Source organism: Mesobacillus maritimus (assembly GCF_023715205.1).
Taxonomy (GTDB): domain Bacteria; phylum Bacillota; class Bacilli; order Bacillales; family Cytobacillaceae; genus Mesobacillus_B; species Mesobacillus_B maritimus_C.
On sequence record NZ_JAMBNR010000004.1, the window covers coordinates 18403 to 36155 of the forward strand.

The window sequence follows — 17753 nt, forward strand, 5'->3', positions numbered from 1 at the left end:
AAAGTAAAAGTTTGTGCAGCGGGAACTGTTTATTAGGGGTGTTTAGTGTGCTTAAGAAATGGCTTGTAACATCTGTTGCCGCGATTATGATGGTAACAGGATGCAGTCAGGATAAAGAACCTGTAGAAGAACAACCGGAGAAACAAGTTGACGAAGAGATTGTTAAGGATACGGAGCTTTCTTTTCAATATCCGTTATCGGGATTGAAAACGGAGGAAGAACCAGGTGATCGAGCTGTAGCCGTTGTTGTCAATAACCACCCAAAAGCGAGACCACAATCCGGACTGACTCAATCCGACATCGTTTATGAAGTCCTTGCTGAAGGAAATGTAACAAGATTTCTCGCAATTTTTGAAAGTGAGCACCCAGAAAAAATTGGACCGGTGCGGAGCGCACGTGACTATTTTATTGAAATAGCTAAAGGATATGATAGCTTATTTATTGCCCATGGTTATAGTCCTGAGGCAAAGGATATGCTGAGGAACGGAACAATTGACCATCTAAATGGCATTCAATACGATGGTTCATTATTTAAGCGCGTTGATTTCCGTCAAGCGCCACATAACTCCTATATTTCTTATGAGAATATCGAAAAAGGAGCGAAAAAGAGCGGTTATCTTTTAAATAAGGCACCAGAAGCATTAACTTTCTATAAGGAAGAGCAACTGGATCAGATCACTGGAGAGGAAACGATCGAAGCGAGCGTTTCTTATGGCAACTCAACGTTTGATATTCGATATGAGTATGACTCTGACGCAGAGAAGTATCACCGGTTCTCTGTTGGAGAAGATACAGTGGACTTAGATTCCGGAGAATCAATATTACTCGATAATGTATTCATTGTTGAAATGGATCATAAAGTGGCGGACAATCAAGGTCGCAAAGAGATTGACTTGATTTCGGGGGGACGTGGTTACCTTCTCCAAAAAGGGGTTAGGACCGAAGTCGAATGGAAAAATATAGATGGAAGAATTCTCCCGTTTGTAAATGGAGAAAGAGTAAAACTAGTTCCGGGAAAGACATGGATTAACATTGTTCCGAATATCGGTCAAGTCACATTTTAATTCAAGTTATGATTCTGAAAGGAATTATTGATTAAGGAGTAGGATGCATGCAAATTGATAAATTAAGAGGGAAAGAACTTGATCAGCTTTTTAAAGCGGTCTTATCCCTAAAAGATATGGAAGAATGTTACCGCTTTTTTGATGATCTTTGTACTGTAAACGAAATTCAATCACTAGCGCAGCGACTTGAAGTTGCTCGTATGTTACGTGAAAAAAACACGTATCACAAGATTGAGACTGAAACAGGAGCAAGTACAGCTACAATCTCACGTGTAAAACGTTGTTTAAATTACGGCAATGATGCGTATGAAATGGCACTTGAGCGCATTAAGGGGAACGAAGCAGAAGTAAGTCAGGAAACAAATGAATAGTACTTTTAGCGAATTAAAACTGGGGCGATGCTTCCAGTTTTTTGTTTTTTAAAGATCCCTTTAAATGTTCAGATAGTTTTTAATAGGCTGACCCTGGATGACTTTTTTAAAAGACGGAATTCCCCTTGAAGAGAAGAAAAATAGGATTACGGTTTGTTCAAAACCTTTGTTTTCAAAAAACGGTGTTGAGTTGCAATCTTTCCTTTGCTTTCCTTTTTGATTGAAACAAACAAATGCTATAATGGTTTAATGGAATTAGAGTGAATGGAGGAAACACTGGGATGTATGATATTCGCCAATGGCGGCATGTGTTTAAGCTTGACCCAAATAAAGAAATTTCAGACCGTGATTTAGAAAGAATCTGCGAATCGGGAACCGATGCAATAATTGTTGGTGGCAGTGACGGAGTGACCCTTGAAGGGGTGTTAGATTTGATGTCTCGTGTTCGTCGCTATACGGTTCCCTGCATCCTTGAGGTGTCTGAGGCTGAAGCAATCACCCCAGGTTTTGATTTGTATTTCATCCCAACTGTTTTAAATAGCAGTGATACAAAGTGGGTGACAGGGCTTCATCATGACGCCGTGAAGGAATATGGAGATATTATGGACTGGGATGAAATTTTAATTGAAGGCTATTGCATTTTAAATGGCGATTGTAAAGCTGCTAAGCTAACAAATGCGAAAACGAATTTAACCGTAGATGATGTAAGAGCCTATGCCATGATGGCAGAAAAAATGTTTCAGTTACCGATTTTCTATTTGGAATATAGTGGAATATATGGAGACCCTAAAGTAGTCGCAGAGGTCAAAAAGACACTAGAAAAAACGGTCCTCTTTTACGGGGGAGGCATTTATACAAGTGAGCAAGCAACTGAAATGGGAGAAGTCGCAGATGTCATTGTCGTCGGTAATGCATTATATGAAGATTTAGATGAGGCATTAAAGACAGTAAATGTTGTAAAGGCGAAATTGTAATCAGACTTCATAAAAGTAGCTTGTCTGAATTGATAAAGGACGGTAAAATAAGAACAAATGTTTGTATGGTGGTGAGCGGTAATAATGCAATTTTTAACAGATCGATTACTAAATGGATTAAATCCACAGCAGCAACTTGCAGTAAAAACTACCGATGGTCCGCTCTTACTTATGGCTGGTGCCGGGAGCGGAAAAACAAGGGTATTGACCCATCGAATTGGGTATTTAATGGTAGAAAAGCGTGTGAACCCATATAATATCCTCGCGATTACTTTTACTAATAAGGCGGCAAGGGAAATGCGCGACCGGATTCATGGCATAATGGGGGGCGCAGCAGATGAAATCTGGATTTCAACTTTCCACTCAATGTGTGTGCGAATTCTGCGACGCGACATTGACCGCTTAGGCTATAATCGGAACTTTACGATTCTTGATTCTGGGGATCAACAATCGGTTATCAAAAGAATTTTAAAAGAAAAGAACATCGATCCAAAGAAATTTGATCCGCGTGCGATACTTGGCGCGATTTCTTCGGCTAAGAATGAATTGATTGAGCCTGAAGAGTTTGCCAAAAACGCTGGGGACTATTATGCCAATGTCGTTGCTGATGTTTATAAAGAATATCAAAAACAGCTTCGTAAAAACCAAGCTCTAGATTTTGATGATCTTATAATGAAGACGATTGTGTTGTTTCAACAAGTACCAGAAGTGCTTGAATACTATCAACGTAAGTTCCAGTACATTCACGTGGATGAGTATCAGGATACAAACAGAGCACAGTACATGCTAGTAAAATTTTTAGCGGCTCGTTTTCAAAACTTGTGTGTTGTAGGGGATTCCGATCAGTCCATTTATCGCTGGCGTGGAGCGGATATTGCCAATATCCTTTCGTTTGAGAAGGATTATCCTCGTGCACAAGTCATTTTATTAGAACAAAACTATCGCTCGACAAAAAGAATTCTTTTGGCAGCCAATAAGGTTATTGAAAACAACCTTAACCGTAAAGCAAAAAACCTTTGGACCGAGAATGCGGAAGGTAATAAAATTGTTTATTTTCGGGCAGAGAGTGAGCAATCTGAGGCTCAGTTTGTTATTGGAAAGATACAAGAACTTGTTCAAGCTAGAAATCGCAAGCTTTCGGATATTGCGATTTTATATCGGACGAACGCGCAATCGCGTGTAATTGAGGAATCATTCTTAAAATCCAATCTTGAGTACACGATTGTCGGCGGTACAAAGTTCTATGATCGCAAAGAAATTAAAGATATCCTTGCTTATTTACGTTTGATTTCAAATCCAGACGATGACATTAGCTTGCAGCGCATCATTAATGTACCAAAGCGCGCGATTGGCTCTACTTCCATAGATAAAATAGCCAACTTTGCGCAGATACATGACATGTCGATGTATCAAGCGCTTGAAAGTGTTGAATTAATTGGGTTAAGCCCAAAAGCAACAAAGGCAGCAGCAGGTTTCCGTGATTTGATTGGGAATTATACGAATATGCAGGAATACCTTTCTGTGACTGAGTTAGTAGAAGAAATTCTTGATAAATCTGGCTATAGAGAGATGTTAAAAGCAGAGAAATCACTAGAGTCAGAAAGTCGCTTAGAAAACCTAGATGAATTTTTAACCGTAACAAATGCATTTGAGGAAAATAGTGAAGATAAAAGTTTAACAGGCTTTTTAACAGATTTAGCATTAGTCGCTGATATCGATAAGTTGGATGATGATAGTCAAAAGAGCAGTGATGCTGTTACATTGATGACTCTCCACTCTGCTAAGGGATTGGAGTTCCCGGTTGTGTTTTTAATTGGGGTGGAAGAAGGAGTTTTCCCACATAGCCGCTCGTTAATGGAAGAGGCTGAGATGGAGGAAGAGCGTCGTCTTGCTTATGTTGGGATTACGCGTGCTGAGGAGGAATTGTATATTACCAATGCACAAATGCGTACCCTTTTCGGACGAACTAATATGAACCCGGAATCACGCTTTATCAAAGAAATCCCAGGTGACTTGATTGAACAGGTTGTTCCAGGGAACCGTCAAAGCGCATCATCCGGAAGAATTGCTTCTCGGCCAGGAGCATCAGCTAGAGGAGCATTTGGTGGAACTTCTTCCGGACAAGCATTTGGAGGCAACAGACCGTCAAGAAGTGCAGTGACAAGACCAACCACAGCAACTGGTGGAGACCAAGCGGATTGGAAAGTTGGCGATAAAGCTCAACACGGAAAATGGGGAACGGGAACGGTCGTCAGTGTGAAAGGTTCTGGCGAAGGAACTGAGCTCGATATTGCGTTTCCAAGCCCAACCGGTGTAAAACGTTTGTTGGCGAAATTTGCTCCAATTACAAAAGTATAAATATGTGATTTTCGATACATGAAAGGGCTGAATGTATGGACTTTCAAACAGCAAAAACAAGAGCAGCTGAACTGCATAAGCTTCTCAACCAATATGGATATGAGTACTATGTCCTTGATCAACCAAGTGTACCGGATGCCGAATATGACCGGCTGTTGCATGAATTGATTGACATCGAAGCAGAGTTTACTGAACTCAAAACCGCGGATTCCCCGACACAACGGATTGGAGGAGACATATTAGAGATGTTCAACAAGGTTGAGCACTCCTCGCAAATGCTCAGCCTTGGAAATGCTTTTAATGAACAAGATTTACGTGACTTCGATCGTCGAGTTCGTCAAGCGGTTGGAGATGACGTATCCTATGTTTGCGAGTTGAAAATTGATGGTTTAGCTGTTTCCTTACGCTATGAAAATGGTTTGTTTTCCCTTGGAGCAACCCGTGGAGACGGCACCGTGGGGGAAGATATTACTTCAAACTTACGAACCATCCGCTCGATTCCGCTTCGCATCCAAGAACCATTAACGATGGAAGTGCGTGGAGAAGCGTACATGCCAAAGAGGTCATTTGAGGCATTAAATCAAGCGAAAGCTGAAAAAGGGGAAGAGCCGTTTGCGAACCCGCGGAATGCTGCAGCTGGTTCCTTGCGTCAGCTTGATCCTAAAATTGCTGCATCCAGAAATTTAGATGTCTTTTTATATGCGGTTGCCGATCCTGGCGAAACAGGTGTCACTTCACATAGTGAGGCTTTGGATTACCTAGATACATTAGGATTCAAAACAAATCCAGAACGACGCAAGGCTGCGGATATCGAAGAAGTGATTCAATTTATTGATGGGTGGGTAGAAAAGCGTCCATCTCTTCCGTATGAGATCGATGGAATTGTAATTAAAGTTGACTCCCTTGAACAACAGCGGAAGTTAGGCACAACTGCAAAGAGCCCGCGGTGGGCGATTGCATATAAGTTTCCTGCTGAAGAAGTGGTCACCACTCTTAAAAGCATTGAACTAAATGTCGGGCGTACGGGGGTTATCACGCCAACAGCCATTCTTGAACCAGTTCAAGTTGCTGGAACAACCGTACAACGGGCATCGCTTCATAATGAAGATCTAATTCGTGAGAAAGATATTAAAATCGGCGATCAAGTGGTCATTAAAAAGGCTGGAGATATTATCCCTGAAGTTGTCAATGTGTTGGCAGAACAACGGACTGGCGAAGAAGTCGAGTTTAATATGCCAACTCATTGTCCTGAGTGTGAAAGCGAGCTTGTTCGCATTGAAGGTGAAGTCGCGCTCCGTTGTATCAACCCAAAATGTCCAGCTCAGATTCGTGAAGGATTGATCCATTTCGTTTCGCGGACAGCAATGAACATTGATGGTCTTGGTGAAAAAGTGATTTCACAACTATTTGCTGAGAAATTGATTGAAGATGTGGCCGATTTATACAAGCTTACAAAAGAGCAGTTGCTAGGACTTGAGCGTATGGGTGAAAAATCTGTTAATAACTTGTTAACCGCAATAGAAGCGTCCAAAGAAAACTCGCTTGAAAAACTTTTATTTGGTTTAGGAATCCGTCATGTCGGGGCAAAAGCAGCGAAAACACTCGCTCAAGAATTTGACGCAATGGATAAATTAATGCTAGCGACAAAAGAAGATCTGGTCGCAATCAATGAAATCGGTGAAAAAATGGCTGATGCGGTCGTAACTTTCTTTGAAAGCGAAGAAGTACGGGAATTAATTGCAGAACTAAAAGCAGAAGGTCTTAATATGGACTACAAAGGTCCAAAGCCTGTTGCGCCTGAAGAATCAAATTCTTTCTTTGCTGGTAAAACGGTCGTATTGACAGGGAAGCTAGAACAGTTGAGCCGAAATGAAGCGAAAGAGCAAATTGAGGCTCTTGGTGGCAAAGTCGCAGGTAGTGTTAGTAAGAAAACGGATCTGGTCATCGCAGGGGAAGACGCAGGATCGAAGCTAGCTAAAGCAGAAAGCCTTGGCATCGAAGTTTGGGATGAGGCAAGAATGCTTGAAGAATTAACTCAAAACTAAAAATTCGTTTTGAAGTGTAGGGAAAAGCGAATAGAAATATAAATGCTTTTGCCCAATGGAATGAGGTGAAAACGGCATGAAGAAGCTTTTTATGGGAATCACGTTTTCTATCGTCTTATTTCTTGCAGCATGTGCTCCTAATTTTGAACAAGAGGACCAAATTGTTCATGAGAAAGAAGAAGAAACGAATGAAAAAGCGATTATCCCAAAATATAAAATTTCGGAAGACTATTACCGTACGTTTATGCCCTTTGAGCCTGGGGAAGCACGCGGGTTGGTCGTTAATAATCTAAATACGCGATACGATATCTATGAGTTTGAAACAGGGCTCATGCGCATCGCTAAAAATACGTTTGATACAAACAAATACGTTTTTCGTGAAGGACAGTATTTGGATAGCAGTACCGTCATCTCTTGGTTAAACCGTAAATATACGAAGGATCAACTAAAAGAGCGTGACATGGAAGAAGCAGAGAACCTTGGTTTAAACCCAGTTGACCCTGGTGGTGGGGACATTGATAAACGAAACGAAGAGAATCCGATTTATCTTGCTCACATCCTTGAACATAATTATCTTGAAGCAGTCGATGGGAAAGAAGGTACCTATAAACTAGGTGGAGTTGTCATCGGCTTGGCAATGAACTCGGTTCACTATTATCAAAAAGAAGCATACGGGGCAACGTATGAAACAAAGATCTCTCACTCTGAATTAGAACAAAAGGGAAAAGAAATCGCACAAGAAGTTGTCAACCGTCTACGGAAAATGGATGAATTGAAAAATGTGCCGATTACCATTGCTTTGTTTGAACAGAAGACGAAATCGTCGATTGTACCGGGGAACTTCTTTGCTTTTGCTGAAGTAGGAAAGGGAAGCAGTAAAATCAACGGTTGGGAAAAAGTAAATGAAGGTTATGTGTTATTCCCGTCCAATACTGCGGAAAACGATCACCGAGAAGACATGACATGGTTCCAAAACTTTAAACAAGATGTAGAAGAATACTTCCCTAACTTTAATGGAGTCGTTGGTACAGGATTTTACTTGGATGACCAGCTTCAAAGTTTAAGCATCGACATCCCGATCCAATTTTACGGAAAATCTGAAGCCATTGGCTTCACGCAATATGTAACGGGCTTAGTGATGGAACACTTCCCAGGGTACGTAGCGGTTGAAGTAAATGTTTCTTCCGTTTACGGACAAGAAGCACTCATCGTAAAAAATCCAAACCAAGACGAACCATTTGTACATGTTTATCAGTAATTTTATTTGTGGAGCCTGCGGGCTCTTTTTTTGTTGGCTTGGTGTTTTCATAAGTGGTGTGGTGAAAATAGGATAGAGTCTTGTGAAAATAGAACGTAGGAAAGTGAAAATAGCAGGGGTGTTTCTGAAAATAGAGGAGGAAAAAGTGAAAATAAAATCATGCGGTGAAAATAGAAAGAGGAATTGTGAAAATAGAACAGTGGAAAGTGAAAATAGGAAGGGTGTTTCTGAAAATAGAGAAGGTAAAAGTGAAAATAAAATCATGCGGTGAAAATAGAAAGAGAAATTATGATAATAGAACAAAGAAAAGTGAAAATAGAAAGGGTGTTTCTGAAAATAGAGGAGGTAAAAGTGAAAATAAAATCATGCGGTGAAAATAGAAAGAGGAATTGTGAAATTAGAACAAAGGAAAGTGAAAATAGAAAGGGTGTTTCTGAAAATAGAGGAGGAATTCTGAAAATAGAGCGTAGGAAAGTGAAAATAACAGGGGGATCTCTGATAATAGAACAAAGGAAAAAGAAAATAGCAGGGGTTTTTTAAAAATAATAGTAGAATTTATAGAAAGATCAGTCGAAGTAAGAAATAAAATGAAATAGACAAAATTTGTTCATAACTCTAAACAAATCCAGGCAGGTAACCGCCTCCAATAGTACGAATATCTTCTACGATAAAAAAGGAGGTTATACTAGTTGATTGTAAAACCTAGACAGGTCCCACTCACGATACGAAAATTACAAGCTTTGATGTACAGGCTATCAGCAACCCACCAATCTCGACTGGAAATAGAACGAGACTTTTCACGGCGTAAAGCAGGTTATAAAGGAGAGTTAGATGTCGATTACCATACCAACCTGCTGCCAGATGAGGATTATCTCATTTTCCATGCGCTACGCCTTCCATATAAAGCAACCTATTTTCAAATCGACACACTCCTTCTTTCTCCTCAATATGCACTGCTTATTGAAATAAAGAACCTCTTCGGGGAATTGTTTTTTGACCAACATTCCAAACAAGTATTCAAAATTGTAAATGGAAAAGAGGAGGCTATTTCAGATCCAATTGCTCAAGTGAAAAGACAAAAATACCAACTTAAGGGGTTGTTATCTAGTTTGTTACCAAACTCATTTCCATTAGAGCATCTAGTTGTAATCAGCAATCCCGCTACTATTCTCAGAACAAACCCGGGAGGAGAGTCGGTTTTTAAAGAAGTCATGAGTGCGAATAACCTCATTTTTCGTATTTCGGAAATGGAGACTACCTATAAAAAACAACTCTTAACTACAACACACTTAAATAGGGTAAAAGACTATTTGCTCCAGTGCCACCAACCGCTTAATCAAGATGTTTGTGAACAATATTCGATAGCCACTCAAGACATTTTTAAAGGCGTACGCTGTCCGAATTGCAATGATCTATCAATGAAATGGGAAAAAGCAAACTGGAACTGTAGGCAATGTACTCACCAATCAAAAACAGCTTATCTTGGCTCCATTCATGATTATATCCTTCTACATAATGTGCCTTTTAAAAATGCTCATATTCGTGAGTTTCTCCAGCTACCCTCGGTAATTTTTACTACAAGGCTCCTCAATAAAACTAATTTTCCCTCTAATGGTCACCGAAGACATCGGATTTATCACCCGAGTCTTTCGGACTAGTCCTCTACTCTTCTTTTAATAAACGAAAATAACGAGTATATCTTCGGGGTCTTTCAGACTAATCCTAATTCGTCTTTGAACTATAAATTTGTCCCATGCTACACTGAAAATCAGAAAGGAAACGCTTCTACTTTAACAGGAGGGGATTAAGTGGTTCAGCCTTATCATCATGAGCCTTTTACAGATTTCTCGGTTGAAAAGAATCAATTGGCCTACCAAGAAGGTTTGCGAACGGTCGAAGGGTATTTAGGTAGAGACTATGATCTTTTGATTGATGGCGAACAAGTAACGACGGATGAAAAGATTGTCTCCTATAATCCAGCGAATAAAAGTGAAATCATTGGACGCGTTTCAAAGGCAAATAAGGAATTGGCTGAAAAAGCAATGCAAGCCGCTTTAGAGGCATTTAAAACATGGAGAAAAACGAAACCTGAATTACGAGCGGATGTTTTATTTAAAGCAGCGGCTATTCTTCGGCGCCGGAAGCATGAGTTTTCTGCTTTGTTGACGAAAGAAGCTGGTAAACCGTGGCGAGAAGCGGACGCTGACACAGCTGAGGCGATTGATTTCCTCGAGTACTATGCGCGGCAAATGTTAGAACTTAAAAACGGCGTTCCAATCCAAAGTCGTCCAAACGAATTTAACCGATTTGAATATATTCCCCTCGGAGTTGGGGTAATTATCCCACCGTGGAATTTTCCGTTGGCCATTATGGCTGGAACAACCGTGGCAGCGATCGTTGCAGGAAATACAGCCTTATTAAAACCAGCTTCCAATACTGTCATTGTGGCAGCAAAGTTTGTGGAAGTTTTACAAGAGGCAGGATTGCCAAAAGGCGTACTCAATTATATCCCTGGTAGCGGATCGGAAATTGGTGATTACCTCGTTGATCACAAAGATACGCGTTTTATCTCGTTTACCGGATCCCGCGAAGTTGGCGTGCGGATTAACGAAAGAGCGGCAAGAGTGAATGAAGGTCAAATTTGGCTGAAGCGTGTGATTGCGGAAATGGGTGGCAAAGATACGATTGTTGTAGATGATGAGGCGGATTTAGAACTGGCGGCTCAGTCAATTGTTGCCTCGTCGTTTGGGTTTTCAGGGCAGAAATGCTCGGCATGTTCTAGGGCTATTGTCGTTGAAAGTGTGTATGATCAAGTTTTAGCTAGAGTTGTAGAATTAACGAAAGCATTGCAGGTAGGGGACCCAACAAACCGTGAGACGTTCATGGGACCAGTGATAGACCAAAGTGCTTTTAGCAAGATTTTGGATTATATCGAGATTGGAAAAAGCGAGGGACGCCTAGTTGCCGGTGGAACCGGGGATCAGTCGAAAGGTTACTTTATCCAGCCGACTGTATTTGCTGATGTCGATCCCGAGGCAAGAATCATGCAGGAAGAAATTTTCGGTCCAGTAGTTGGATTCTCCAAAGCGAAAAATTACGACGAAGCACTCCAATTCGCGAATCGAACTGAATACGGTTTAACCGGAGCGGTCATCACGAGAAATCGAGATAAAATTCAACAGGCGAGAGAAGATTTCCACGTGGGGAATCTCTATTTTAATCGTGGTTGTACCGGCGCGATTGTCGGTTACCAACCATTTGGAGGCTTTAACATGTCTGGAACGGATAGCAAAGCAGGCGGACCGGATTATTTACTCCTTCATTTACAGGCAAAAACCACTTCTGAATCGTATTAGTATAAAAGAAAGGAGGCTGTTGACAGTCTCCTTTTTGGCATTTTTATTAAGTAAGTTCATTTGCTTGTGATAATATTTTTTTTTTACAATAAAGTAACTCGCACTAAACGGATCATGACAATTTATTTTAGCTTATAGAATAGCTTTCAGACGTTACGGGGCAGTGCCTCGTTTAGATAAATCAACTCGTTTTTTGTTATAAGTTGAAGTCTGAAAGTTATTAAAATATTGAATCATCCGCTCAATTAAAATATAATAGACCTTATATAAAATTTTATGTCATAAAAAAACACATCGCAAGAATTTGAACTACAGCACTTGTTTATTACTAGATGACATAAGGCCAACATAGTTTCTTTTTTTCTAAAAGAACGGGAGTCTGCTTAAATTTCCCTCAAATCATTTCAGAAAATCTCCTATTTTAAAATGATATATTTGTAGAAAGGCGGAAGTATATGAAGAAGATTAATAAAGTATTAGTTGCTAACCGTGGAGAAATTGCGATACGGGTTTTTCGCGCATGTACAGAGCTACATATTCGCACAGTCGCGATTTATTCAAAAGAAGATTTAGGATCTTATCATCGTTACAAGGCGGATGAAGCATACCTTGTTGGTGAAGGCAAAAAGCCAATTGATGCCTATTTGGATATTGAGGACATTATTCGAGTTGCGAAACAAGCTGAAGTTGATGCGATTCACCCTGGTTACGGATTTCTTTCCGAAAATATTGGGTTTGCAAGAAGATGTGAGGAAGAAGGAATCATTTTCATTGGTCCGAAGTCAAAGCATTTAGATATGTTCGGTGACAAGGTGAAAGCAAGAACACAGGCACAACTTGCGAATATCCCTGTTATTCCAGGTACGGACGGACCTGTTTCTTCAGTCGAAGAAGTCATTTCGTTTGGAAAACAGTTTGGATTCCCAATTATCATCAAGGCCTCTCTTGGGGGCGGCGGCCGTGGTATGCGGATTGTTAACAAGCTAGAAGATGTAACAGAAGCATATGATCGTGCAAAATCCGAAGCGAAGGCAGCCTTTGGGAATGACGAAGTTTACGTAGAAAAGCTCGTGCAAAACCCTAAACACATTGAAGTGCAAATTCTCGGAGACCACGATGGAAATATTGTGCACCTCTATGAGCGTGATTGTTCTGTTCAACGACGTCATCAAAAAGTGGTTGAAGTTGCACCGTCCGTTTCCCTTACTGAAAAGTTACGGAACGATATTAATGATGCAGCAGTTCAGTTAATGAAAAATGTTGATTATTTAAACGCTGGGACGGTTGAGTTTTTAGTTTCAGGCGACGAGTTTTACTTTATTGAAGTAAATCCTCGTGTTCAAGTAGAGCATACCATCACTGAGATGGTCACAGGGATTGATATTGTTCAATCACAAATTTTGATTGCTCAAGGCCATGGTTTGCATAGTGAGAAAGTAGGTATTCCGGAACAAAAGGATATTTTTACGCATGGATATGCGATTCAATCGCGCGTAACAACTGAAGATCCACTAAACGACTTTATGCCAGATACAGGAAAGATTATGGCTTACCGTTCAGGTGGAGGTTTCGGAGTACGTTTGGATGCCGGTAATGGTTTCCAAGGGGCGGTCATTACACCGTATTACGATTCCCTCCTTGTAAAAGTATCGACACATGCAATGACTTTTGAACAAGCTGCTTCTAAAATGTTACGTAACTTAAAAGAGTTCCGGATTCGTGGAATTAAAACGAATATCCCATTTTTAGAAAATGTAATGCAACACGAGAAATTTATTACAGGAAAATATGACACGTCGTTCATTGATAGCACACCAGAATTATTTATTTTTCCGATCCGCAAAGACCGCGGAACGAAAATGCTTAATTACATTGGAAATGTCACGGTTAATGGTTTCCCAGGAATCGAAAAGAAGAAAAAGCCTGCATTTGACCACCCACCGGTTCCGAAAGTGGATCATTTAGCAGCAGCGCCAGCGGGTACAAAGCAAATTTTAGACGAGCAAGGTGCACGAGGTCTAGCGGAATGGGTGAAATCTCGTAAGGAAGTACTTTTAACAGATACAACCTTCCGTGATGCTCACCAATCGTTGCTCGCAACACGTATGCGGACAAATGATTTACTTCATATTGCTGAGCCGACTTCTAAATTATTACCAGACTTATTTTCACTTGAAATGTGGGGCGGGGCGACCTTTGATGTATCATACCGTTTCTTAAGTGAAGATCCATGGAAGCGCCTGATTCAGTTACGTCAGCAAGTTCCAAATGTATTGTTCCAAATGTTGCTTCGTGCTTCTAATGCCGTTGGATATAAAAATTATCCTGACAATGTGATTCAAGAGTTCGTTAAACAATCAGCAGATGCAGGTATTGATGTATTCCGTATCTTTGACAGTTTGAACTGGGTACAGGGAATGGAAACAGCGATTGCTGCTGTGCGCCAAACTGGGAAAATTGCTGAGGCTTCCATTTGTTATACAGGGGATATTGATGACTCGTCTCGTCCGAAATATAGTATTCAGTATTATAAAGACATGGCTAAAGAACTTGAGAATCAAGGCGCTCACATCCTAGGAATTAAGGACATGGCTGGTTTATTAAAGCCACAAGCTGCTTATCGTTTGATTTCTGAGTTGAAAGATACTGTTGATATTCCTATTCACTTGCACACGCATGATACAAGCGGTAATGGAATTTATACGTATGCAAAAGCTATTGACGCTGGCGTAGACATTGTTGATGTAGCCGCAAGCTCAATGGCTGGAATGACTTCACAACCGAGTGCAAATTCACTGTACTATGCATTAAAAGGAACTGAGCGTGAGCCATCCCTCAATATTGATTCATTGGAGCAAGTCACAAAATATTGGGAAGGTGTACGTCATTTTTATCAAGACTTTGAGAGTGGCTTAACAGCACCGCATCCTGAGGTATACCAGCACGAGATGCCTGGTGGCCAATATAGTAACCTGCAACAACAAGCAAAAGCAGTTGGACTTGGCGACCGTTGGGAGGAAGTAAAAGAAATGTATCGCCGTGTGAATTTAATGTTCGGTGATATTGTAAAAGTAACTCCTTCTTCTAAAGTCGTTGGAGACATGGCTTTATTTATGGTTCAGAATGATTTAACAGAACAAGAAGTTCTTGAAAAGGGAGATAAAATCGATTTCCCTGATTCGGTGATTGAACTGTTTGAAGGTTATTTAGGTCAGCCTGTTGGCGGTTTCCCACAGGAACTACAAAAGGTTATTTTAAAAGGGAAAGAACCAATTACAGTGCGACCAGGGGAGCTTTTAGAAGATGTGGACTTCCAAGCACTTCGTGACCAACTGTACAAGGAACTTGGTCGTCAAGTAACCGACCACGACGTCATCGCCTATGCATTGTATCCGAAAGTGTTCCTAGATTATGCGAAGAAAGTAGATCAGTTTGGCGATATTTCAAAACTTGATACACCAACCTTCTTCTATGGAATGAGAATTGGGGAAGAAGTGGAAGTAGAAATTGAAACAGGAAAAACATTGATTGTGAGACTTGTTTCGATTGGACAGGCGCATGCTGATGGAACGCGAACTATTTATTTCGAACTAAACGGTCAACAGCGTGAAGTCATCATTAAGGATGAAAGCGTGAAATCGGCGGTTACTTCAAAAGTAAAAGCAGATCCAAAAAATGAACAGCATATTGCGGGAACGATGCCTGGAACAGTCATTAAAGTCTTGGTTGAAAAAGGCGACAGCGTTTCGCAAGGAGACCATTTAATGATTACGGAAGCGATGAAGATGGAAACAACCATCCAAGCGCCATTCTCTGGTGTCGTAAAAGAAATCTACGTACAGAACGGAGACTCAATCGCTTCAGGTGATTTATTAATCGAGCTTGATAAACAAGAGCAAGCAGTAGCCTCTAAAGCTGAGGACGTTTTGACAATTTAAAAATATGGTGACGCGCAAGGGAAAATCCCTTGCGCGTTTTTTGTATTTATTGGGGAATCTTGATGTTACTGGGTATTATTTCTAGGTGTTATTGAACAGAAGGAGGCATATGGTTTAGTTGTAATGAATTGGAATGAGGCAAATTGCCGTACCGGAACGGTCTGTTGCCCGTCCGGAGAGAAAAAAGGCAGGAGCGGTCACGTAAGGGAGTTCTATGTGCCCGTCTGGAGAGAAAAAAGGCAGGAGCAGTCACGTAAGGGTGTTCTATGTGCCCGTCTGGAGAGAAAAAAGGCAGGAGCGGTCACGTAAGGGAGTTCTATGTGCCCGCCGAGAGAGAAACCAAGTCGGAGCGGTCACGTAAGGAAGTTCTATGCGCCCACCGAGAGAGAAACCAAGTCGGGGCGGACGCGTAAGGGAGTTCTACGTGCCCGTCGAGAGAGAAACCAAGTAGGACCGTTCACGTAAGGGAGTTCTACGTGCCCAATGAGAGAGAAACCAATCCGGAGCGGCCACATAGAGAAGTTCTATGTACCCGCTGAGAGGGAAACCAAGCAAGAAAGGACACATAAAGGAGTTCTGTCGGCCTATTTTGGAGAAAGAAAGTCGATTGCGCCAGCAGCGGTTATGCACGGCTGAATTGGGAATCACCTCGCTTATAAACCTTCACCATTAAATCCGCTTAAATGTTTGAAGCTTATTAGAATATAAGACAAATAGACTGAATTTTTTACCCAATGCAAATAATTGTCGAATGAATATTCAAAAAAGTTTATCAAAACGGTTGCAAATTCATTTAGCTGTTGTATAATACAAATAGTTAATGATTTACCTGTAGTATAACAACGAGAACGTGCTAGGTTGATTGGTTAGAAGAATATCTTTCTTTTAACCAAAAATTATAGATTGATATTTTGTTAGGAGGAATGGAAAATGACTGATTCAAGAGCAAAACAATTACAAGAAAGCTGGGAAATGGATTCTCGTTGGAAAGGAATTGAAAGACCGTATTCTGCTGAAGATGTCATCAAACTTCGTGGGTCGATTGACATTGAATATACGCTTGCATGCCGTGGCGCAGAGAAACTTTGGAAGCTTGTGAACGAAGAAGACTTTGTGAATGCACTAGGTGCACTGACAGGTAATCAGGCTGTACAACAAGTAAAAGCAGGTTTAAAAGCAATTTACTTAAGTGGTTGGCAAGTAGCAGCAGATGCAAACCTTTCTGGACATATGTATCCTGACCAAAGTTTATATCCAGCAAACAGTGTTCCATCTGTCGTAAAGCGCATTAATCAGGCTCTTCAACGTGCGGATCAAATTACACATTCTGAAGGTGATGACTCAATTGATTGGTATGCACCAATTGTTGCGGATGCGGAAGCAGGTTTTGGTGGTCAGTTGAATGTTTTTGAATTAATGAAAGGCATGATTGAAGCTGGAGCATCAGGCGTACACTTTGAAGATCAGCTGTCCTCTGAGAAGAAATGTGGACACTTAGGTGGAAAAGTATTACTTCCAACTCAAACAGCAGTACGTAATTTAATTTCTGCTCGTCTTGCAGCAGATGTAATGGGAACGCCGACGCTTGTTATTGCTCGTACAGATGCGAACGCAGCTGACCTGATCACAAGCGATGTTGATCCATACGATGCACCATTTATCACTGGTGATCGTACGCCGGAAGGCTTCTTCCGTACAAAAGCAGGCTTAGATCAAGCAATTGCTCGTGGTTTAGCATATGCTCCATACGCAGATTTAATCTGGTGTGAAACTTCTGAACCAAATCTTGAGGAAGCTAGACGTTTTGCTGAGGCTATCCATGAGAAATTCCCAGGTAAACTACTAGCTTACAACTGCTCTCCATCTTTCAACTGGAAGAAGAAGTTGGACGATGAAACCATCGAAAAGTTCCAAAGAGAACTTGGTAAGATGGGTTACAAGTTCCAATTCGTTACACTTGCAGGTTTCCATGCGTTGAACCACAGCATGTTCGAATTAGCTCGTGGTTACAAGGATCATGGTATGGCTGCTTACTCTAAGCTTCAACAAGCTGAATTTGATAGCGAGCAATATGGCTATACTGCAACAAGACATCAGCGTGAAGTTGGAACAGGCTACTTTGATGAAGTTTCAATGGTTATTACTGGCGGTACTTCTTCCACAACTGCACTTAAGGGTTCAACGGAAGAAGAGCAATTTAGCGCTTCTAAGTAATTATTAATTAGTTTTCACCGTCACCATGTTGTGATTTTTCACCTATATATCTCCTTTTTTCCTTCTCCCATTTTTGGGGGGAGGATTTTTTTTTACAGTTGAGGCAATTTTAAAATTATAGCCCCAAAAACGAACGAAAGTTAACAATAAAGCACAAGCGCTATGCGGTTTGCAG

General features: G+C 40.9%; 13 protein-coding genes. All 13 read left to right on the forward strand.

What is annotated here, in order from left to right; all coding sequences use genetic code 11:
* Positions 1–47 precede the first annotated feature (47 nt).
* The 13 genes from M3182_RS06565 (at position 48) to aceA (ending at position 17578) form a co-directional block, all read left to right on the forward strand.
* The gene (locus M3182_RS06565; RefSeq protein ID WP_251557465.1) at positions 48–1064 is read left to right on the forward strand and encodes a DUF3048 domain-containing protein; all 1017 of its coding nucleotides are present in this window, start codon (positions 48–50) and stop codon (positions 1062–1064) included.
* Between the two features lie 47 nt (positions 1065–1111).
* Positions 1112–1435: a YerC/YecD family TrpR-related protein gene (locus tag M3182_RS06570; protein WP_251430600.1), complete on the forward strand. Its 324-nt coding sequence runs from the start codon at positions 1112–1114 to the stop codon at positions 1433–1435.
* A gap of 281 nt (positions 1436–1716) precedes the next feature.
* Positions 1717–2409 (forward strand): heptaprenylglyceryl phosphate synthase, encoded by a 693-nt coding sequence (gene pcrB, locus M3182_RS06575; protein WP_251430603.1) that lies wholly within the window; start codon positions 1717–1719, stop codon positions 2407–2409.
* A gap of 84 nt (positions 2410–2493) precedes the next feature.
* Positions 2494–4767: a DNA helicase PcrA gene (gene pcrA, locus M3182_RS06580; RefSeq protein ID WP_251430606.1), complete on the forward strand. Its 2274-nt coding sequence runs from the start codon at positions 2494–2496 to the stop codon at positions 4765–4767.
* A 35-nt stretch (positions 4768–4802) separates the two neighbouring features.
* A complete protein-coding gene (ligA, locus tag M3182_RS06585; protein WP_251557466.1) occupies positions 4803–6812 on the forward strand; it encodes an NAD-dependent DNA ligase LigA in 2010 nt (669 codons plus the stop codon).
* A 76-nt stretch (positions 6813–6888) separates the two neighbouring features.
* Entirely contained in the window at positions 6889–8070 is a 1182-nt protein-coding gene (locus M3182_RS06590; protein WP_251557467.1) for a CamS family sex pheromone protein, read from the forward strand.
* 82 nt (positions 8071–8152) lie between these two features.
* On the forward strand, positions 8153–8341 hold the full coding sequence (locus M3182_RS06595) for a hypothetical protein (RefSeq protein WP_251557468.1): 189 nt from the start codon (positions 8153–8155) through the stop codon (positions 8339–8341).
* A 17-nt stretch (positions 8342–8358) separates the two neighbouring features.
* Positions 8359–8610, forward strand: coding sequence for a hypothetical protein (locus tag M3182_RS06600; RefSeq protein WP_251557469.1), 252 nt, complete (start codon positions 8359–8361; stop codon positions 8608–8610).
* Between the two features lie 149 nt (positions 8611–8759).
* Complete coding sequence (locus M3182_RS06605; RefSeq protein WP_251557470.1) at positions 8760–9728, forward strand: nuclease-related domain-containing protein; 969 nt, start codon at positions 8760–8762, stop codon at positions 9726–9728.
* Between the two features lie 150 nt (positions 9729–9878).
* Positions 9879–11426 carry an L-glutamate gamma-semialdehyde dehydrogenase gene (gene pruA, locus M3182_RS06610; protein WP_251557471.1) on the forward strand — a complete coding sequence of 516 codons (1548 nt, stop codon included), beginning with the start codon at positions 9879–9881 and terminating at the stop codon, positions 11424–11426.
* Between the two features lie 455 nt (positions 11427–11881).
* On the forward strand, positions 11882–15364 hold the full coding sequence (gene pyc, locus M3182_RS06615; RefSeq protein ID WP_251430627.1) for a pyruvate carboxylase: 3483 nt from the start codon (positions 11882–11884) through the stop codon (positions 15362–15364).
* 483 nt (positions 15365–15847) lie between these two features.
* Positions 15848–16000, forward strand: a complete 153-nt coding sequence (locus tag M3182_RS06620) for a hypothetical protein (RefSeq protein WP_251557472.1) — start codon at positions 15848–15850, stop codon at positions 15998–16000.
* A gap of 294 nt (positions 16001–16294) precedes the next feature.
* Entirely contained in the window at positions 16295–17578 is a 1284-nt protein-coding gene (gene aceA, locus M3182_RS06625) for an isocitrate lyase (RefSeq protein ID WP_251557473.1), read from the forward strand.
* Positions 17579–17753 lie beyond the last annotated feature (175 nt).